General features: G+C 63.7%; 16 protein-coding genes, 1 tRNA gene and 2 pseudogenes. 13 read left to right on the top strand and 6 right to left on the bottom strand.

Features of this window, described 5'->3' with window-relative positions; translation table 11 throughout:
- Positions 1-73: 73 nt before the first annotated feature.
- Positions 74-1,390 (bottom strand): putative hydroxymethylpyrimidine transporter CytX, encoded by a 1,317-nt coding sequence (gene cytX, locus OKW30_RS14315; protein WP_184045622.1) that lies wholly within the window; start codon positions 1,388-1,390, stop codon positions 74-76.
- 212 nt (positions 1,391-1,602) lie between these two features.
- Here cytX and OKW30_RS14310 point away from each other — a divergent pair, with 212 nt between their 5' ends.
- From OKW30_RS14310 to OKW30_RS14285, 6 genes are all read left to right on the top strand, one after another.
- Positions 1,603-2,916 (top strand): replication-associated recombination protein A, encoded by a 1,314-nt coding sequence (locus OKW30_RS14310; protein ID WP_187629581.1) that lies wholly within the window; start codon positions 1,603-1,605, stop codon positions 2,914-2,916.
- Between the two features lie 64 nt (positions 2,917-2,980).
- Complete coding sequence (gene serS, locus OKW30_RS14305; RefSeq protein WP_429346956.1) at positions 2,981-4,276, top strand: serine--tRNA ligase; 1,296 nt, start codon at positions 2,981-2,983, stop codon at positions 4,274-4,276.
- Between the two features lie 202 nt (positions 4,277-4,478).
- Positions 4,479-4,569, top strand: a tRNA-Ser gene (locus tag OKW30_RS14300).
- 441 nt (positions 4,570-5,010) lie between these two features.
- A complete protein-coding gene (locus tag OKW30_RS14295; RefSeq protein WP_429345692.1) occupies positions 5,011-5,472 on the top strand; it encodes a helix-turn-helix domain-containing protein in 462 nt (153 codons plus the stop codon).
- The gene (locus OKW30_RS14290) at positions 5,469-6,017 is read left to right on the top strand and encodes an IS630 family transposase (protein ID WP_429345693.1); all 549 of its coding nucleotides are present in this window, start codon (positions 5,469-5,471) and stop codon (positions 6,015-6,017) included. The genes OKW30_RS14295 and OKW30_RS14290 overlap by 4 nt, the downstream gene beginning before the upstream one ends.
- A 370-nt stretch (positions 6,018-6,387) precedes the next feature.
- Positions 6,388-7,779, top strand: a complete 1,392-nt coding sequence (locus OKW30_RS14285) for a hypothetical protein (protein ID WP_184065400.1) — start codon at positions 6,388-6,390, stop codon at positions 7,777-7,779.
- 134 nt (positions 7,780-7,913) lie between these two features.
- Here OKW30_RS14285 and OKW30_RS14280 read toward each other — a convergent pair.
- Positions 7,914-8,547, bottom strand: a pseudogene (locus OKW30_RS14280) (methyl-accepting chemotaxis protein); the annotation flags it as partial.
- Positions 8,548-9,032: 485 nt separating this feature from the next.
- Here OKW30_RS14280 and map point away from each other — a divergent pair.
- The 5 genes from map (at position 9,033) to minE (ending at position 12,693) form a co-directional block, all read left to right on the top strand.
- Positions 9,033-9,818, top strand: coding sequence for a type I methionyl aminopeptidase (map, locus tag OKW30_RS14275; RefSeq protein ID WP_184065403.1), 786 nt, complete (start codon positions 9,033-9,035; stop codon positions 9,816-9,818).
- 91 nt (positions 9,819-9,909) lie between these two features.
- Complete coding sequence (locus OKW30_RS14270) at positions 9,910-10,443, top strand: GNAT family N-acetyltransferase (RefSeq protein WP_090803490.1); 534 nt, start codon at positions 9,910-9,912, stop codon at positions 10,441-10,443.
- 210 nt (positions 10,444-10,653) lie between these two features.
- Positions 10,654-11,502, top strand: a complete 849-nt coding sequence (gene minC, locus OKW30_RS14265) for a septum site-determining protein MinC (protein ID WP_184065407.1) — start codon at positions 10,654-10,656, stop codon at positions 11,500-11,502.
- A 106-nt stretch (positions 11,503-11,608) separates the two neighbouring features.
- Positions 11,609-12,424, top strand: a complete 816-nt coding sequence (gene minD / locus OKW30_RS14260) for a septum site-determining protein MinD (RefSeq protein ID WP_184065409.1) — start codon at positions 11,609-11,611, stop codon at positions 12,422-12,424.
- Between the two features lie 14 nt (positions 12,425-12,438).
- Positions 12,439-12,693 (top strand): cell division topological specificity factor MinE, encoded by a 255-nt coding sequence (minE, locus tag OKW30_RS14255; protein WP_008922443.1) that lies wholly within the window; start codon positions 12,439-12,441, stop codon positions 12,691-12,693.
- Positions 12,694-12,917: 224 nt separating this feature from the next.
- Here minE and OKW30_RS14250 read toward each other — a convergent pair whose 3' ends face one another.
- Entirely contained in the window at positions 12,918-14,354 is a 1,437-nt protein-coding gene (locus OKW30_RS14250; protein ID WP_260336405.1) for a chloride channel protein, read from the bottom strand.
- Between the two features lie 220 nt (positions 14,355-14,574).
- On the opposite strand from OKW30_RS14250, the gene waaC reads away from it, so the two are divergent.
- Both waaC and OKW30_RS14240 read left to right on the top strand, forming a co-directional pair.
- Positions 14,575-15,579, top strand: coding sequence for a lipopolysaccharide heptosyltransferase I (waaC, locus tag OKW30_RS14245; protein ID WP_429346955.1), 1,005 nt, complete (start codon positions 14,575-14,577; stop codon positions 15,577-15,579).
- Positions 15,580-16,099: 520 nt separating this feature from the next.
- A complete protein-coding gene (locus tag OKW30_RS14240; protein ID WP_260321106.1) occupies positions 16,100-16,234 on the top strand; it encodes a hypothetical protein in 135 nt (44 codons plus the stop codon).
- Positions 16,235-16,268: 34 nt separating this feature from the next.
- On the opposite strand, the gene OKW30_RS14235 is transcribed toward OKW30_RS14240, so the two are convergent.
- The 3 genes and pseudogenes from OKW30_RS14235 to OKW30_RS14225 all read right to left on the bottom strand — a co-directional run bounded on the left by OKW30_RS14235 (position 16,269) and on the right by OKW30_RS14225 (position 18,824).
- Complete coding sequence (locus OKW30_RS14235) at positions 16,269-16,448, bottom strand: hypothetical protein (RefSeq protein WP_184065415.1); 180 nt, start codon at positions 16,446-16,448, stop codon at positions 16,269-16,271.
- Between the two features lie 220 nt (positions 16,449-16,668).
- A pseudogene (locus OKW30_RS14230) lies at positions 16,669-17,978 on the bottom strand (MFS transporter).
- 369 nt (positions 17,979-18,347) lie between these two features.
- On the bottom strand, positions 18,348-18,824 hold the full coding sequence (locus OKW30_RS14225; RefSeq protein ID WP_262421532.1) for a TonB C-terminal domain-containing protein: 477 nt from the start codon (positions 18,822-18,824) through the stop codon (positions 18,348-18,350).
- Positions 18,825-18,933 lie beyond the last annotated feature (109 nt).

Here is an 18,933-nt window from a genome sequence, read left to right as displayed (position 1 = left end):
CCTGCATTTGGATTGCAGGTCTTTTTTATTTTGTGACAGCTGCGTCTAATGCAACGCGCTGAGGGTGACGCGCTCACGCATACGCGGTCTTGCGCGCCGATACGAACGCGTAATAGCACACCGCGCCGATCGCAAGCGACGGCAGCGTCGCGCCGACATTCGGTAGCCATTGATTGATCACCTGGTACGAGGCGATGCCGATCGCCCAAGCGACGAACGCGCTCAGGTGCCAGCCGCCCGAGAAGCCGTAGCGGCCGCGCACATCGGCGAGCACCGCGGCGTCGACGCGACGCTTGCGCACGATGAAGTGATCCATCAGCACGACGCCGAACAGCGGCGCGAATACCGAGCCGATCAGCAGCAGGAAGTTCTGGTACTTCGCCATCGGCACGAGCAGCGCGATCAGCGTGCACAGCGCACCGAACGCGGCTGACAGCAACGGCACGCTCGCGCGTGTCCAGAACGTGCCGGTCGATACCGCGGCCGAGTGGATGTCGGCGAACGCGTTGTCGATTTCGTCGATCAGAATCAGCAGCAGCGCAAACCCGCCGCCCGCTTGCGCGAGCGCGCCGGTCAGCAGTGCATCGCCGCCGCCGGCCGCGAGCCCGTAGACCGCGCCGAGCGCATAGAACCAGATGTTCGCGATGCCATAGCCGTATAGCGTGCCGCGGAACGTCTCGCCGGCGCGGCGGCCGAAGCGCGTGTAGTCGGCGATCAGCGGCAGCCATGACAGCGGCATCGCGACCACGAGGTCGACCGCGCCGCCGAACGACATCTCGCCGGTGCCGGGACGACGCATCAGGTCCGCGAGATTGTGGCGCGCGAGCAGGTTCCACGTGAGCCACGCGGCGCCCGCGAGCAGCAGCCAGATCCCCCACTTGCGCAGAAAGCGCCGCACGAACGACAGCGGGCCGCTGATCGCGAGCAGCGTCGCGAGCACGCCGAAGATCACGGTCCACACGAGCGGCATCGACAGGCCGAACGCCTGTTTCGCGAGCGCATCGGCAGAATCGCGCATCACGATCACCTCGAACGAGCCCCAGCCGACCAGTTGCACCATGTTCAGCACGGCCGGCACCGACGCGCCGCGCACGCCGAGCGTCGGACGCAGCGACGACATCGCCGCGAGCCCGGTGTCGGTGCCGATCACGCCCACGAGCGCGAGCAGCACGACGCCGATCACGCTGCCGAGCACGATCGCGACGAGCGCATGCGGCAGCGACAGCCCCGGCACCAGCAGCGCGCCCGCCTGGGCGACGAGCAGGCCGATGCCGAGCGAGAACCACAGCGCGAACGCGTCGCCGGTGCGAAACGCGCGGCGCGCGTCGGGCACCGGCGTGAGCGGCGCGTAGGTGGAGCCGGCGTCGCCGGCGACGGAATCTTGAGCCATCTGATGTTCGTTCCTGTTGGTGGTGCTGTGATTCTTTGCGTTGCCGGCGCCCCGGGTCGGCCATCGCTTGGCCGCCGTCACTGTCATAATGCAGGACGTTGCCCGCGTTCGTGCCTGTGTTTCCGGCCGGACGCGGGCTTTGCGCTTGTCCCGCGAGGCGCTGCTCCGAAGCGGTGCGTGCCCCGGAAAGCCGAGATTATCCCCAAAACGTCATGTTTGAAGAAACCCGTGCCAATGTTCCGCTCGCCGAACGCCTGCGGCCACGCAATATCGACGAAGTGATCGGCCAGTCGCATCTGCTCGGTCCGAACAAGCCGCTCAGGGTCGCGTTCGAATCGGGCGAGGCCCATTCGATGATCCTGTGGGGCCCGCCGGGCGTCGGCAAGACCACGCTCGCGCGGCTGATGGCCGATGCGTTTCATGCGCAGTTCATCGCGTTGTCGGCGGTGCTGTCGGGCGTGAAGGATATCCGCGAGGCGGTCGAAACCGCGCAGATCCATCGCGCGAACGGCCATCAGACGCTGGTGTTCGTCGACGAAGTGCATCGCTTCAACAAGAGCCAGCAAGACGCGTTCTTGCCGCACGTCGAGTCGGGCCTGTTCGTGTTCGTCGGCGCGACGACCGAGAATCCGTCGTTCGAGGTCAATAGCGCGTTGCTGTCGCGCGCCGCCGTCTACGTGCTGAAGAGCCTGACCGACGACGAACAGGGCGAGTTGCTCGAGCGCGCGCGGAAGGAACTCGGCGGCCTCACGTTCACCGACGAAGCGCGCGCCGCGCTGATCGGATCCGCCGACGGCGACGGCCGCAAGCTGCTGAACAACCTCGAGATCGTCGCGCGCGCGGCCGCCCGGCAGAAGACCACCGAAATCGACGGCGCGTTATTGGGCAGCGCGCTCGCGGAGAATCTGCGCCGCTTCGACAAGGGCGGCGACGCCTTCTACGACCAGATCAGCGCGCTGCATAAATCCGTGCGCGGCAGCAACCCGGACGGCGCGCTGTACTGGTTCTGCCGCATGCTCGACGGCGGCGCGGACCCGCGCTATCTCGCGCGTCGCATCGTGCGCATGGCGTGGGAAGACATCGGCCTCGCGGACCCGCGCGCTGCGCGCATCACGCTCGACGCCGCCGAAACCTACGAGCGTCTCGGTTCGCCCGAAGGTGAGCTCGCGCTTGCGCAGGCGATCATCTATCTGGCGGTCGCGCCGAAATCGAATGCCGGGTACAACGCGTACAACGAGGCGCGGCGCTTCGTCGGCAAGGACCAGTCGCGCGCGGTGCCGGTGCATCTGCGCAACGCGCCGACGAAGCTGATGAAGGAACTCGGCTACGGCCACGACTACCGCTACGCGCACGACGAACCCGATGCGTACGCGGCCGGCGAAACCTATCTGCCCGACGGCATGCGCGAACCGCATTGGTACGAGCCGACACCGCGTGGTCTCGAAGGCAAGATCGGCGAGAAGCTCGCGCGCCTTGGCGAGCTCGATGCGCGGTGGCGCGCCGAGAACAAGCCGAAGAAGGCTTGAGGCGTTTCACCTTTGCCGGTGCGTTAAAATCGCGTTTTCATACAACGAACATCCGTCCCATCCCATGCTCGACATCCAGCTGCTGCGCAAAGACCTCGACGGCGTCGCAAAGCGCCTCGCCGACCGCGGCTATACCCTCGACGTCGCGGCCTTCACCGCGCTCGAAGCGGAACGCCGCGATACCCAGACCCGTACCGAAGAACTGCAGGCGCGCCGCAACAGCCTGTCGAAGCAGATCGGCGCGATGAAAGGACGCGGCGAAGACACGTCGGCGGTGATGGCCGAAGTCGGCGGCATCGGCGACGAGATGAAGGCGTCGGCGGTCAAGCTCGAAGACATCCAGAAGCGTCTGTCCGATCTGCTGCTCGACGTGCCGAATCTCGCGCACGAAAGCGTGCCGGTCGGCAACGACGAAGCCGGCAACGTCGAAGTGCGCCGCTGGGGCACGCCGCGCCAGTTCGACTTCGAGGTCAAGGATCACGTTGACGTCGGCACGCCGCTCGGCCTCGACTTCGAGACCGGCGCGAAGCTGTCGGGCGCGCGCTTCACGATGCTGCGCGGCCAGATTGCGCGGCTGCATCGCGCGCTCGCGCAGGTCATGATCGACACGCACACGCAGCAGCACGGCTATACCGAGATCTACACGCCGTACATCGTCAATCCCGACATCCTGTACGGCACGGGCCAGCTGCCGAAGTTCGCGGACGATATGTTCCGCGTCGAAAAGGGCGGCGGTGAACACACGGTCACGCAGTACCTGATCTCGACCTCGGAAATTTCGCTGACGAACACGGTGCGTGAGAGCATCGTCGAAGCGGACGCGCTGCCGATCAGGCTGACCGCGCACTCGCCGTGCTTCCGCTCGGAAGCGGGCTCGTATGGCCGCGACACGCGCGGCATGATCCGCCAGCATCAGTTCGACAAGGTCGAGATGGTGCAGGTCGTAGCGCCAGGCGCATCGTACGACGCGCTCGAGCAGATGGTCGGCCATGCGGAGGCGATTCTGCAAAAGCTCGAACTGCCGTATCGCGTGATCACGCTGTGCACCGGCGACATGGGCTTTTCCGCAGCGAAGACCTACGACCTGGAAGTGTGGCTGCCCGCGCAGAACACCTATCGTGAGATTTCGAGTTGCTCGAATACCGAGTCGTTCCAGGCGCGACGCATGCAGGCACGCTTCCGCAACGCGCAGGGCAAGCCGGAGCTCGTGCATACGCTCAACGGCTCGGGTCTCGCGGTGGGCCGCACGCTCGTCGCGGTGCTCGAGAACTTCCAGAACGCCGATGGCTCGGTGACGGTGCCCACGGCACTGCGGCCCTACCTCGGCGGCGTCGAGCGGCTGCAAGTGCCGGCGGCCTGAGCGTCGCCGATGCGCGCGCAGGCGCGGTGTCGTCGCGTGTCTGACGATGGATGCCGCGAACGGCATCGAGGTCCCGCGAAAATTTTCTAGAAATTTTTTGGACGAGGGGGCTTGGAAAACTGATTCGAGCTGTTCTATAATCTTTTTCTCCCAAGCAACGGCCCGCTTGGATCCGACGATGCAGTAGCGAGTTGGAATACCCGGAAAGGTGGCAGAGTGGTCGAATGTACCTGACTCGAAATCAGGCGTACGGTTTTCCCGTACCGTGGGTTCGAATCCCACCCTTTCCGCCAAATTCTGAAACCCCTTGATTTCACCGAGATCAAGGGGTTTTTGCTTTGAGTTCTCGAATGGCTTTGCCAAGGCAATTCGAAATTATTCAAGCATCATTTCTATTTTGGCGAAATCCTTTGTTTCAATTTTTTACATAAGCCATTCGTTGCTCGTGGTCTTTTTCATCTCATTTCCATACAAATATCTTAAGTCATCCGTACTGCACTGTCCCCTAATTCATATACCGGACATATTCGGGGCGTGGCTGTTGCACGCTATAAGGGGTCGAAGTCAGAAAATTTGCGGGCGACCCGCCCCCCGATCGACTTCTGAAAGTGCGAATCTTCGCCGACCCCACAGATCTCCGCAAGATCTGCCCTTTTTTACAGATAAATAAGTGTTCCTGGTAAAACGGTTTGACTTTGGCTAACCTGGCGTCTTGGTCGGTGCCGGGGTCGTGGATGAAGTGTGTCGTAGTGTTGAAGGCAGTCGAGGAGCTGACATTGCAGCAGATGTCGATCAATCACCGTCATCGGGATACGCGCACACGCGCGGCGGGCCTGTTGATGCTCGGACGTGGCCTCAAGGCCCGCGCCATTGCGGCGCAACTGGGCGTGAGTGGCCAGAGCGTCTACAACTGGTCGCACGCATGGCGCGAGCGGGGCATATGCGGCTTGATGGGCGCACATAACGGCGGCCGGCATGCGCTGCTGACTGAAGCCCAGATCGCTGTGGCCCTTGAGATCGCCCGCGCCGAACCGCTGACCCTTGGTGGCATTGCCCAGCGCGTCGAAGCCGCGCTCAACGAGCCGCTGCCCTGCAAGGTCGAAACGCTGGGCGAAGCTCTCAAGCGCAACGGCTTTTCGTTCAAGCGCAACCGCTACGCGCTCAAAAAAAGCGCAACGAAGAAGCGTTCGCAATGAAACAGGCCACACTCGAGAAACTCCAACAGGCTGCACGCGGGGACGCCGTGCGGTTGGTGTATCTCGATGAGGCGGGCTTCCATGGATCGCCGCCGGTTCAACGTAGCTGGTCACCACGAGGCTTGCCTCACCAGGTCGAACCGAACCATCACTGCCGCCGCAGCGTGATCGGCGCACTGGACTTCGGCGAAAACACGCTGATCCACGCCGCGCATACCGGCACCATTAAAGCCCAGGATGTCGAGTGCTTCATCGACAGTGTGCTCGCCACCGGGAACGGTCTGCCCACGGTGATCGTGCTGGACAATGCCAGCATCCATCACGGTATCAGCGACGCGACGCGCCAACGTTGGCTGCTCGAACATAAGGTCATCCTGTTTTACCTGCCTGCCTATAGCCCCGAGCTCAACATGATCGAGATCGTCTGGCGGCACCTGAAATACCGATGGCGTCGAGCCCTCACCTGGACGCGCGAGACCATCGATGCCGAACTCGCAGCACTGCTAAGCAGGTACGGCGCCGATTTTCAAATCAATTTTTCCTGAACACTTACGATTTTTGGTTGGGCTCGGTCATTCGTTCAGGGTACGATTTACGCCGTCAGAAGCTTTTACAGGAAGAATTTTCCTGAAAATGAAAGCTTCGGCAATTAATCAGTAAAACGTTTGCACCGCAAACGTTTGCGAACCAACGCGCACCCAGCCCTGTCAATCTGAACCACCGCGAGGAGCACCTTCGCGCGCCTCGGTTCAATCGGACAACACAGACGTGCGTTCAAAGCACTTCGGGACAATAGTCTTTAAGGCCTGCAAATTCATTTGCATCGAATCCTTATTGATTGTCCGTCGAATCACAACGAATTCACATTTTGGTCTTTTTATCGGGAATTTTCCCGACATTTGGAATTACTCCGCGATGATAAAACGACGTCAATTCATTGGGGGCCTGACGGCCCTGAGCGCAAGTTATCTTTTGACCGCGTGTGGTGGGGGCAGTGGGTCATCGAATGCGACTGGCAAGGCAGCCGCCGCGACCGGTGCTTCCGGTGCCGCGGCAGCTTCGGGTGCGTCCGCTACCTCCAGCACCGCGGACAATACGTCGCCGGTCGCGAAGGCGAGTGTCCCGAACATGTCGCCCGATGGCACCTCACTGCCTTCCGCGCCGTACATCATCGACCAGTTCGGCGCGACGTGGACGCTCTCCAACGGCGTCATCTATCGCAACGGCGCGACGTTCGGCATCACGTACAACGTGTCGCTCGTGTTGTTCTACGGCGGCAAGATCTGGCATTGCGGCACGGGGGGCGAGTTCTACGTCACTGCGGACGTCCCCAACCTATGGCTGCATTGCAACGATCCGCGCATCGCGATCACACCGCAGGCCGGCATGTTCTATGGCATGAACGGCCACTTCGACTACACGTACACGCCCCAGCAGATCGTCTCGATCCTGAAGGCCATGGGCTGCACGAGCTATCGCGTCGGCGTCACCAACAGTTCGAACCAGCTGAACGCGGCGATCGGGCTCGCACAGGCTTTCCAGGCGGCGGGCATGACGTTGGTCGCGCTGATCGACCAGGGCGTCTACGACTCCAACGGCAACCTGCTGGCTGGCGAGAATGCCGCTTACAGCCAGGGTTACGCGGTTGCGCAGTCGGTCGCGAACGCACTGAAACCGTATGGCGTGACCATTTACGAATGCGGCAACGAGTTGACGCGCACGAACGCCACCGTGCTCGACTTCAACGCTGCGGGCACGAAGGCAGCGGACTTCAACAACGCGAACTGGCCGGTGATGCGCGGCGTGATGCGCGGGATGATCGACGGCGTGAAAGCGGTTCAGTCGAACGCGAAGTGCGGCATCAATTTCTGCGTGAACGATGTCGGCGCGGCGGACGCGCTGTGGGACGGTAATCAGCCGGATGGCAGCGGCGGTCACCCGACCGTGCGCTGGGACATCACCACGTGGCACAACTACGAGGTGTATGGCGATGTGTTCTCCCTCGGTGCGGACGGCGCCCAACCTGGCTTCGATCTGCCGATCTATTGCAAGGCCCGGTATGGCGTGCCGTTCATCATCACCGAGTGGAACACCGGACCGGAGCAAAACGAGACCTATCGTGGGAACTACATCACGACGAAGCTCGGCGAGTTCTATCAGAACCGCAAGACGCACAATATCCAGGCCGTCATGTATTACGTGCTCGACAGCGGCGACCAGACCTTCGGCATCATGATGAACGGCTCGCCGTTGAATCCGTCGTACAGTGCGTTCCAAAGCTTCACGGCGGCCCATCCGGACAACTAAGCCGCGGATATTGACGTAAGCAGGCCCGCGCGTCTGTGGTCGATGCTGCCCGGTGTCAAGGGCAGCACGTCGCCGGGCCTGACAGCGGCGCCCAACCGTTGCCTTCAGCGTATCGAGGCCAGGGGACGGGCGTCTCATCCCACCCGAAACCCTTCCATCACCTCCCTCAACGCCCGCGCCTGTTCCGCGAGCGACGCGGCGGCCGCCGCGCTTTCCTCGACGAGCGCCGCATTCTGCTGCGTGACCTCGTCCATCTGCGTGATCGCGATGCCCACCTGCTGAATCCCATCGCTCTGCTCACGCGACGCCTGCGCAATGTCACCGACGATGCTGGTCACGCGCGCGATCGCCGCTTCGATCTGCTGCATCGTGCCGCCCGCGTCTCCGACGAGTCCCGCGCCGCGTTCGACGCTTGACGTCGAAGCGGCGGTCAGCGCGCCAATCTCGCGCGAGGCCGCGCACCTCGCCGGCGACGACCGCGAAGCCGCGACCCTCGTCGCCGGCACGCGCGGCTTCGACCGCTGCGTTGAGCGCGAGGATGTTGGTTTGAAATGCGATGCTCGCGATCGTGCTGATGATGCCCGTCATCTGCGCCGAGCCCGTGTGGATCGCGCACATCGTTTCGATCTTGCTGCCGACAGCGTCGCGGCCATGCGCGGCGAGGTTCGACGCGCCGCGCGCGAGTTCGCTCGCCTGTTCGACATTGCTCGCATTGATCTGCACGGTCGCGCTCAGCTGCTCCATCGCGGAGGCCGTCTCGCCGAGCGCGACGACCGACGCATAGTGCACCGCTGCGTCGGAGAAGGCATTCATTCGCGCGTTCCGGCGCTGGTCGGCAATGGCGCCGAAGCAGTACGCCCGCAATCAGCGTGATCCGTACGATATGGCGAAGGGCGGAACGCAGCGGGCGGCATGACGGGACGCCCGAATTTTAGTTCGGGAAACTGAACGATCACGATGTCCGGCTCGATGATCGTTCGAGTCCCTTTGCCGCCAGTCCATCTGAACGAGCAGGCCCGCAAGCTGGCCGAGCAAAAGCCCGTCATTATGATTCGGGCGCGCGCCACGGCATAGCTCCGCTAGCGCCACCGCCTCCTGCCGCGCACCGCTTCAGCCGATTTGCGCGGGGTCCATCCGCGATCCTCTGTACAATTGCCCGAAATCGCCCAATCGAGCGGCGGTTGCGGGCCGCCGGGCTTTCGGGCGCGACGGGTCGTCTCGCGCTTGACCCGCGACTCACATCGACTGATTTCATGGCCATTACCTACAAGACTCCCGACGATATCGCGAAGCTGCGCATTGCGGGCCGCCTCGCGGCCGATGTGCTGGCAATGATCGGCGAGCACGTCAAGGCAGGCGTCTCCACCGAGGACCTCGACGCGCTGTGCAACGACTACATCGTCCACACGCAGAAAGCGATTCCGGCCAATGTCGGCTATCTGGGCTTTCCGAAGACCGTCTGCACGTCGGTCAATCATGTCGTGTGTCACGGCATCCCGAATCGCAACGAGATCCTGAAGGACGGCGACATCATCAACATCGACGTCGCGATCATCAAGGACGGCTATTTCGGCGACACGAGCCGCATGTACTGCGTCGGCCAGTCGAGCACGGTCGCGCGTGCGCTGATCGACACGACCTACGAGGCGATGGTGGCCGGCATCCGCGAGGTGAAGCCGGGCGCGACGCTCGGCGACGTCGGCCACGCGATCCAGAAGGTCGCGCAGCGCGAGGGCTTCTCGATCGTGCGCGACTACTGCGGGCACGGCATCGGCAAGGTCTATCACGAGGACCCGCAGGTGCTGCACTATGGGCAGCCGGGGCAGGGGGTGCGCCTGAAGCCGGGCATGGTCTTCACGATCGAGCCGATGATCAACGCGGGCCGCGCCGGCACGTCGGTACAGCGCGACGGCTGGACCGTGATCACGAAGGACCGCTCGCTATCGGCGCAATGGGAGCACATGGTCGCCGTGACCGACGACGGCTATGAACTGCTGACGCCGTGGCCGGACGGCACGGGCGACTACGACGCGCCGTGAGCGGGACCGCATATTCTGGTCAATAATAAATTTGACTCGCCGGCCGGTTCGGTTAAAGCTACGCGTTAGGGTTTCCAGGGGTTTCGTCTGCATGAGTCCGTCATTGACCGTTCGCCGCATCACTGCTGATCAGGGCGCCGTTTTTCGCGAACTCCGCACTGCCTCGCTGCGGGAGGCGCCGTACGCCTTCGGCGCGACGCTCGAGGACGCGTTGTCGGCCGATGCCGCCAGTTTCGACGCGACCGCGGCGAATCACGCGGTTTCGCAGTCCGTCGGTGCATTCCTGCTCTATACCGAGGGTCATCCGGCCGGGCTGATCGAGGCGCATTTCGACGACACCGCGGCGCGCCGCGCGTTCGTCTGCGAGTTGTGGGTGGCGCCGGCCGTGCGCCATCTGCGCGGCGGCGAGCTGCTCGTCGATACCGCGAGCAGCTGGCTCGCGAATGCGGGCGCCACGGAAATCTACGCGTGGGTGGCCGACGCGAACCGCAACGCGATGCGCTTTTACGAAGCGCTGGGCTTTGGCCCGACCGGCGAGCACCGGCGCGTCGAGCGCGCACCCGAGCAGGTCGAAAGTCTGCTGGTGCGGCACGTGCCGACTACTTCGCAGGTGTTACAGCAGTGATCGCCCAAGCGGCGCGTCGCGCGCGCCGCTCGTCTTCGCCGTCCCTTCATCACGGTCTTTTTCCCGCCAGCGTTTCTTTCGCACCGTCGCGCGTCGATCGCATCGACGACACGCGTTGCGCTCGCGCGCGCGAGCACCGATTCTCCCGGGAAAAATAGTGGCCGCGCGCTTGTACGCCTGTAAAATACGCAAAATTTTTCGCCGAACGCTATGTCGCCCAAGAAATCGCCCTTTTTCGAACTGCGCAGCGGCTCTGTCGACACGCTGATGTTCGTGGTCAAAACGACCGACCTCGATGCGATGCGTGCCGAGCTGACGCGACGCTTCGAGGCGACCCCCGAATTCTTCGCTAACGACGTCGTCGCGATCGACGTGCGGCGTCTCGCCGGCAACGAACGCGTGCCGCTCGCCGACATCGCGCAACTGCTCGACAGCGTGCGCATGCGTCCGGTCGGCGTGGTCGCGAATGCGGAGCAACAGTGGGCGACGGAGTCGGGATTGCCGTTGCTCGAAGCGCGCGATCGCCGCGGCGCGCCGGCGAAGCAGGCCGATGAGGACAGCACGGCGAGCGCGGCAAACGCGGCAGCAGGCACCGAGGCAAGCGCGGGCACGAGCGCGTCCGCCAGCTCTGCATCCGCAGCCGCTAGCGCGGCCACGGGCACGGCCGCTGCCGCCGCCGTCGAACCCACGCCCGCCGCCGAGCCGGTGCGTCTTGCCACGTCGCCGCAAACGATGGTGGTCGACAAGCCGTTGCGCTCGGGTCAGCGTATTTACGCAAAAGGCGATCTGGTCGTGCTCGGTCTGGTCAGCTATGGCGCCGAGGTGATCGCGGAAGGCAACATCCACATTTACGCGCCGCTGCGCGGCCGGGCGTTGGCCGGCGTGCAGGGCAATCACGACGCGCGCATCTTCTGCACGTGTCTCGAACCGGAGCTGATCTCGATCGCGGGCATCTATCGAACGACCGAGAACCCGCTGCCGGCCGACGTGCTCGGCAAGCCGGTGCAGATCTGGCTCGAAGAAGAAAAACTGATGATCGAACCGCTGCGGCTCACGTAAAGCGCCGCGAAACGCGCGCTGCCCCGAGCGATTGCGGCACGCGGCGTTTCACGGCGAGGCGGGCCGCGCACCAATTGACGCATTTGACGAACACAAGGTAAGGGTAATGGCAAAAATCATTGTGGTGACTTCGGGCAAGGGTGGCGTGGGCAAGACGACCACGAGCGCGAGCTTTGCGTCGGCCCTCGCGTTGCGCGGCAGCAAGACCGCCGTGATCGACTTCGACGTCGGCCTGCGCAACCTCGACCTCATCATGGGCTGCGAGCGCCGCGTCGTGTACGACCTGATCAACGTGATCCAGGGCGAAGCGAATCTGAACCAGGCGCTGATCAAAGACAAGAAATGCGAGAACCTGTTCATCCTCCCGGCCTCGCAAACGCGCGATAAAGACGCGCTGACGATGGAAGGTGTCGAGAAGGTCATCAACGATCTGATCGCGATGGACTTCGAATACATCGTCTGCGATTCGCCGGCCGGTATCGAGTCGGGCGCGCTGCTTGCGATGCACTTCGCCGACGAAGCGCTGATCGTGACGAACCCGGAAGTGTCGTCGGTGCGCGACTCCGATCGCATTCTCGGCATCCTGTCGTCGAAGACCAAGCGCGCGATCGAAAGCAAGGAACCGATCAAGGAGCACCTGCTGATCACCCGCTACAACCCGAAGCGCGTCAGCGAAGGCGAAATGCTGTCGCTGACCGACATCCAGGAAATTCTGCGCATCGATCTGATCGGCGTGATTCCGGAATCGGAAGCGGTGCTGCACGCGTCGAACCAGGGTCTGCCGGCCGTGCATCTGGACGGCACCGATGTGGCCGAAGCCTATAAGGACGTCGTGTCGCGTTTCCTCGGCGAGCAGAAATCGCTTCGCTTTGTCGATTACCAGAAGCCCGGGCTGCTGCAGCGCCTCTTCGGCACCAAGTAAGGGGAGCGCACGTCATGTCGATTCTTTCGTTTTTGCTGGGCGAGAAAAAGAAGTCCGCGTCGGTAGCGAAGGAACGCCTGCAGTTGATCATCGCGCACGAGCGCGCCGGCGGCCATGCGCCCGCCGATTATCTGCCTGCGTTGCAACGCGAACTGGTGGCCGTGATCTCGAAGTACGTGAAGATTTCCGACGACGACATACGCGTGAGTCTCGAGCGTCAGGACGATCTCGAAGTGCTCGAAGTCAAGATCGAAATACCCCAGGCCTGAGCTTCGGATGGACCGCGGTCCATCTCGCATCATGTGCAGGACGTCGCAGGGCGTCGCGTCGCAGCGACGTGATGCGGTGCGGCGTTCGGCTCGTCGTCTGGCTTCTGTCTGAAGCCGTCTCTTCGCATCTCCACGGCGCTCGCCATTTCCCGGTCGAAATGAACCGTTGCACTCCAGCGGTGCCGTTACCCGCGCAACGTCAGCCTCGCGTCGCCCTCGCGCATCTACTGACGCGGCGAGTCGGCGGTATCCGTCGTGATGTCGCCTGCGGCATCGTCGGCGCTCGGCTCGCCGTCCTCGCTTTCCGCTTCCGGCACCTCGACCTCGGGCACTTCCGGCACTGGCGCGGGCGTGGGCTGCGGCAGCGGCGCCACGTAGCGCTCGGCGAGCGACTCATAGAGCGGCGGCGCGAACAGGCGGGACACTCGGCTCGCGATCAACGCGGTGGCCATCAGCGAAATCACGAGAGCGTGGCCGTCGATCATCTCCATCACGATTACGAACGAAGTGATCGGCGACTGCGTGACCGCGGCCAGATAGCCGACCATCGCGAGCGCGATCAGCATCGGCAATTGCATCGAATCGAACACCATGTGCAGCAGATTGCCGAAGCCCGCGCCGATCGACAGCGACGGCGCGAAGATGCCGCCCGGAATGCCCGGCAGGTATGAGCCGACCATCGCGATCATCTTCAGGAACGGATAGAACACCGACAACTGCTCGTGTCCCTCGAGCAGGCCGCGCGCTTCCGTATAGCCGCTGCCGAACGTCGTGCCGCCCGAGATCACGCCGACCACCGCGATCGCGAAGCCGCACAGCGCGGCGAACGCAACCGGCCGCTCGCCGTGCAACTGACGCAGCGGCTCCGGAATCCAGCGCGCGGTATTGAGCAGCAGCCAGCCGAAGATACCGCCTGCGATTCCCGTGACGATCGCGGTGAGCACCACCGCGACGGCGAGCAGATCAGGGAAATGCGCGCCGATCTGGATCGTGCCGAAATACGTGTAGTTGCCGTTCAGGCCCAGTGCGACGACACCCGCAATGATGATCGCCGTGATCAGCACGCCACTCGTGCGCGCCTCGAAGCTGCGCGTCAATTCCTCGATTGCGAATACGACGCCCGCGAGCGGTGTATTGAACGCCGCCGACAAACCCGCTGCCGCGCCCGCCAACGTGAGCTGCCGTTCGATCTGTGCATTCGAGCGCGGATAGAACCGGCGCAGATTGAACATCAGCGCGGCGCCGACCTGCACGGTCGGTCCTTCACGGCCGATCGTAAAGCCGCCGAGAATCGCGAGAAACGACACGCCGATTTTGCCGAGCAGAATTCGCAGCGACAGCAGCCGCGTGCCGTATCCGCGCTGTTTCGTGTGCAGCGTTGCGATGACCTGCGGGATGCCGCTGCCCTCGGAGCCGCGAAAGAACTTGCGCGTGAGCCAGACCGCGAGTGCGGCAACCGCGGGCGTGATCACGAGCGGCGCCCACACATACCGCTGCCGGACATCGAGAAACGCGTCATACCCCCAGTCGATCAGACGCGCGTACAGCACCGCGACCAGGCCGACGGCGATTGCACCGAGCCAGAAGATGCCGTATTGCCGCCACAGGCGTTTTGCGCGACGCATGACAGCGGGCGAACGGGAAGGGAAGGGCCGGGACATGAATTAGATTCGTGCAAAGGGCCAAGTATAAAGCGTGCGGGACCGACCAGAATACGTGAAAGATGTTTGAAATAATGAAGTGAAGTGAATCATCAGGCGGATATTTTTTGCTGTAACGTGCCGTATTGAAAATCGGACCGCGCGCGCAACGGCCATTTGGCGGGATCGGTAAAAACGTCAGCTAGAATAGTTTCAACTTGGAACAACGAACAGACCATCAATGAAGCGAATACTTATTGTCAAGGTCACTTCACTAGGCGATATCGTGCAGGCGTTGCCAGTCGTCGCCGACATCAAACGCGCATTTCCTGGCGTTCAGGTGGACTGGGCGGCGGACGAAGCATTCGCGCAAGTCGTGCATTGGAGCCAGGGCGTCGATCGCGTGCTGTGCGCGCCGCTGCGCCGCTTCAAGAAGGCGCGTCGCTGGAGTGATCTGAAGGCGATCTGGGCATCCATCGCCGAGCTGCGCGCGTATCGCTACGACTACATCATCGACATTCACGGCGTCTACAAGAGCGCGATCATCGCCTTCCTCGCGCGCTCGTCGCGGCGCATCGGCTATCAATCCCTGGATCTGGGCGAGCGTGGCGCGGCGTTCGCCTACACCGGGCGTTTCGGCCCACGTCCGCAAGGCAACGCGTGGCACGGCATGCGCATCAGCGCCAGCGAGGCGCTCGGCTACGAAGTGGAAGGACCGCCCATCTACGACCTGCAGCTACCCGAAACCGTCCCGCAGCCGTTCGCGACGCAAGACGCGCCTGTCGCGGCGCTCTTTCACGCCACCTCGAAAGCCGACAAGAAATGGCCGCTCACGCACTGGGCGGCGCTTGGACGCGAGTTGAGCGAGCGCGGTTTCCGTGTGGTGCTGCCGTGGGGTTCGGACGGTGAGCTTGCCGAAGCCGGGCAGATCGCCGCGCAGGTGCCAGGCGCGACCGTGCTGCCGCCGTTGAGTGTGACCGAAGTTGCGCAGATGATCGGCGCGTGCGCGCTCGTGGTCGGTACCGATACGGGTTTCGTGCACCTCGCGCATGCGCTGCAGAAGCGCACCGTGATGATCTTCGTCGCGACGTCGCCATCGCATTGCGGCGTCGAGGCGCCGTATCGCTCGACCTCGATCGGCGACGGCGACTCGGTGCCCCCCATCAGCGCGGCGCTCGAAGCGATCGACTACGTGTACGCGGCAGAGCCGGTGCTCGCGATGCAGCAAGCATCAGCCGCCGCCTGAGTTCGTTCGCGCGCTCGCGCAATCGTTTGCGCAAAAGAAAAGAGGCGCGATGCGTAGTCCACCCTTGCTGGCGGAGACTGCATCGTCGCGCCTCAAAGAACGCCCGTGTCGGGGAACAGCGGGCGGAGAGGAATCGATTACACGTCTGTTAAAACTGTCGCTTTTCGTTGGACGCCGAAGCGTCCGATGCGCGCACGCCAGGGCGGCAAGCTGATACGCCGCGGTGCGTCGAGGCTCGCACGGCGCGCGTCGAACCGCTCGATTGCGGCGACGCTGGCGCGGCCAGCAAGGCTGCTATCGCGACAGTGCGCTCAACGGAGTATAGGCGGTGTTTTCCGCCATGGTGGCGCGATCCGGCGGCAGCGGGGCGGTCGATCGAACGCGCCGATCCAGCGCGCCCGTCCTGTAACAGCTCGGTGATGTTCCCTTACAAATGGCAACGTTCGCTGCGGCGCGCATCGTGTCCAATCGGGTCATTCGGGGTTTGCGCTCGAATCAATCTGACTCGATGGAGAACAACATGAAACGCTTGATCCTGACTCTCGTGGCCGGCACGCTGCTCGCATCGGCACTCGGCGGCTGCGTTATCGCGCCGGCGCCGGGCTATTACTACGGCGGCGGTGGCTACTACCATCACGGCTACTACTACCGCTAAGCCGCGCGCCGTGCTCAGGCCCGGAGCACCAGCCTCAGGCGACCAGCATTTCGAACGCGACCACCGCGGCAATGGCCGCGGCGTTCGCGGCCAGCGCCTCGACGACGACGGATTTCCATGTCTTCGGACGGAAGCGCAGCGCGAGCAGCAGCGAGCCGAGCAAGGCCAGCGCGATGATCGTCACGATATCGGCATTGTGAAGATGGACGTTCATGCGGATCTCCCCGTTTTTTATAGGGTTATGTCAGGGAGTATAGGCAAGTCAAAAGGACGCGCAAGGCGGGGGTTTTACCCGGGCCGGGCCGCGGAAACAGCGAGGAAATAATGCTCTCTGCATGCTGCCGCAGACGCGTAAAAACTGCGCGGGTGCAGCATCGATCGAACCTCGGCAAACGCGCATCGACGAAAGCGTCGTTCCGTCGATGCGCGTTGCATCATTTCATCAAACTCTCATCACGCGTCTCGCGCATGCACAGCACGCCGACAAGGCTCACGGCCGCGGCGACCGACACGTACGCGCCGACCCACGCCAAGCCGCCGTGCGCGGCGAGCACCTGCGCGATATACGGTGCGACCGACGCGCCGAGAATTCCGCCGAGGTTGTACGCGACGCCGGCGCCCGTATAGCGCACGTTGGTCGGAAACAGTTCTGGCAGCAGCGCGCCCATCGGCGCGAAGGTCACGCCCATCAGGAACAGCTGGATCACGAGAAACAGCAGCACGAGCAACGGCTCGCCGCTGCCGAGCAGCGGCGCCATCGTGAAGCCCGACAGGATCGCCGCGATGATGCCGACGATCAGCACCGGCTTACGCCCGAAGTGATCGCTCGCACGGGCCGACAGCGGCGTCGCGATTGCCATGAACACGACCGCGATGCATAGCAGGCCGAGGAACGTCTGCCGCGGAATATGCAGCGACCCGACGCCGTACGACAGCGAGAACGTCGTCGCGTTGTAGAACAGCGTGTAGCAGACCACCATCGCGAGCGCGCCGAGCACGGTTGGCCGCCAGTGCTGCGAGAACAGCGTCGCGATCGGCACGCGCACGCGCTCCTTGCGCTCGATCGCTACCTGGAACGCGGGCGTTTCGGCAATCTTCAGCCGCACGTACAGCCCAAGCGCGACGAGCACCGAGCTGACGATGAACGGCACGCGCCAGCCCCAGCTGCGGAACTGCTCGTCGGAGAGCGACATTGCGAGCGCGAAGAACAGGCCGTTGGCCGCGAGAAAGCCGATCGAGGGCCCGAGCTGCGGGAACATGCCGAACCAGCCGCGTTTGCCGGCCGGCGCGTTTTCGGTGGCGAGCAGTGCGGCGCGCCGCCCCATTCGCCGCCGAGGCCGATACCCTGGCCGAAACGCAGCACGCACAGCAGGATCGGCGCGAGGCTGCCGATCGCGTCGTAGCCCGGCACGAAGCCGATCAGCGTGGTCGACAGGCCCATCACGAGCAGCGACGCAACCAGAGTCGATTTGCGGCCGATGCGGTCGCCGAAGTGGCCGAACAGGAACGAGCCGATCGGTCGCGCGACGAACGCGATGCCAAACGTGACGAACGCCGACAGCGCCTGCGCGGTGGCCGAGCCATGCGGGAAGAATACCGGTCCGATCACGAGCGCCGCGGCGGTCGCGTAGACATAGAAATCGTAGAACTCGATCGCGGTGCCGATGAAGCTCGCGAAGATGATCCGCGCCCTACTGTTTTGCCCGCTTGCGGGCTGAGCGGCGGAAATCGGCGAAGTGGACATGCAGGGTCTCCAATTGTATGAGGCCGCGGCGCGCTGAGCCGTGCGTCGCAGACAGGCGGCGCGCAAGGGCGGCATCCTCGTTGAGGTATAGGTTTGGGCGCCGCACGCGGGGTGGCGGCGCGGCACTGCAGTCGGCTCATGCGCCGCGCCGGCGGGTGTGCGGACGGCGTGAGCCATGCCGGAAGGCTCCGGCGCGGGGAATCGGAAAATTATAGCGAGCGCGCTCGTCGCGCAGCAATGGCGGCGTAAGTTTGCGCGGCAACGAGGGCGGCTTTATGAGTTATGCGCGATGACTCGGGTAGCTCGCGCGTGGCCGACCCATGCGCGGCTGCGCCGGGCGGTGCGTGTCAGCGCACGCGCCAACCGCGCTCAGTCGTACGTTTCCGCTTGCGGCGAGGCGAGCTCGCGCAGCTGGAATTTGCCGTTGTCGTTGAACAGCCAGTCTTCGAACAGCTCGAGCTGGCCGCGGCCGTTCAGCAGCTTGCCGGGCGGTAGCGGCAGCGGCGCCGAGCGGCGCAGCGTCGCGAGCGCGGTGCTTTCGGCTTCGCCGTCGCCGTTCGTGCGATACACCGACGACTCGACGATGTGTCCATAACGATCGACCGTGAACGACACCACCACCAGCGAGCGCAGCATCGGCTGGGGCCTGCCCTGGAGCACATACGACGGATTGCGCTCGACGATCCGTCGTGCGACCGCGTCGCGATATTGATCGAGCGTCGCGCTGTTGATCGCGGCCACCGGTGTGCTGACGGTTTCGTGCGGCGTCAGCGGTGTGATCGTGCAACCGGCCACGGCGACAACACCGAGCGCGGCGAGCGATAGCCGATGCATGCGAGCGGCCATGAAGGAGCGCAGAGCCACACGGTGAGGAACAGGAGGGGGAGAAGTGCGAGAGAGCATCGTCGACGAACCGCGAGGAGAACCTGATTGAATGGTAGTCAAAAACTGCCGG

The organism is Paraburkholderia sp. Clong3 (assembly GCF_050436485.1).
Classification (GTDB): domain Bacteria; phylum Pseudomonadota; class Gammaproteobacteria; order Burkholderiales; family Burkholderiaceae; genus Paraburkholderia; species Paraburkholderia tuberum.
Note: the sequence above shows the minus strand (reverse complement) of the source record. Positions and strands in the feature narration are given on the sequence as shown.

Coding starts and splice junctions, on each gene's coding strand:
- OKW30_RS14290 (WP_429345693.1), top strand. CDS start 5,469: ATGAAACAGGCCACACTCGAGAAACTCCAACAGGCTGCACGCGGGGAC.
- OKW30_RS14295 (WP_429345692.1), top strand. CDS start 5,011: ATGAAGTGTGTCGTAGTGTTGAAGGCAGTCGAGGAGCTGACATTGCAG.
- OKW30_RS14250 (WP_260336405.1), bottom strand. CDS start 14,354: ATGTCCCGGCCCTTCCCTTCCCGTTCGCCCGCTGTCATGCGTCGCGCA.
- minE (WP_008922443.1), top strand. CDS start 12,439: ATGTCGATTCTTTCGTTTTTGCTGGGCGAGAAAAAGAAGTCCGCGTCG.
- OKW30_RS14240 (WP_260321106.1), top strand. CDS start 16,100: ATGAAACGCTTGATCCTGACTCTCGTGGCCGGCACGCTGCTCGCATCG.
- OKW30_RS14235 (WP_184065415.1), bottom strand. CDS start 16,448: ATGAACGTCCATCTTCACAATGCCGATATCGTGACGATCATCGCGCTG.
- OKW30_RS14225 (WP_262421532.1), bottom strand. CDS start 18,824: ATGGCCGCTCGCATGCATCGGCTATCGCTCGCCGCGCTCGGTGTTGTC.
- map (WP_184065403.1), top strand. CDS start 9,033: ATGGCCATTACCTACAAGACTCCCGACGATATCGCGAAGCTGCGCATT.
- OKW30_RS14270 (WP_090803490.1), top strand. CDS start 9,910: ATGAGTCCGTCATTGACCGTTCGCCGCATCACTGCTGATCAGGGCGCC.
- cytX (WP_184045622.1), bottom strand. CDS start 1,390: ATGGCTCAAGATTCCGTCGCCGGCGACGCCGGCTCCACCTACGCGCCG.
- serS (WP_429346956.1), top strand. CDS start 2,981: ATGCTCGACATCCAGCTGCTGCGCAAAGACCTCGACGGCGTCGCAAAG.
- minD (WP_184065409.1), top strand. CDS start 11,609: ATGGCAAAAATCATTGTGGTGACTTCGGGCAAGGGTGGCGTGGGCAAG.
- OKW30_RS14310 (WP_187629581.1), top strand. CDS start 1,603: ATGTTTGAAGAAACCCGTGCCAATGTTCCGCTCGCCGAACGCCTGCGG.
- OKW30_RS14285 (WP_184065400.1), top strand. CDS start 6,388: ATGATAAAACGACGTCAATTCATTGGGGGCCTGACGGCCCTGAGCGCA.
- waaC (WP_429346955.1), top strand. CDS start 14,575: ATGAAGCGAATACTTATTGTCAAGGTCACTTCACTAGGCGATATCGTG.
- minC (WP_184065407.1), top strand. CDS start 10,654: ATGTCGCCCAAGAAATCGCCCTTTTTCGAACTGCGCAGCGGCTCTGTC.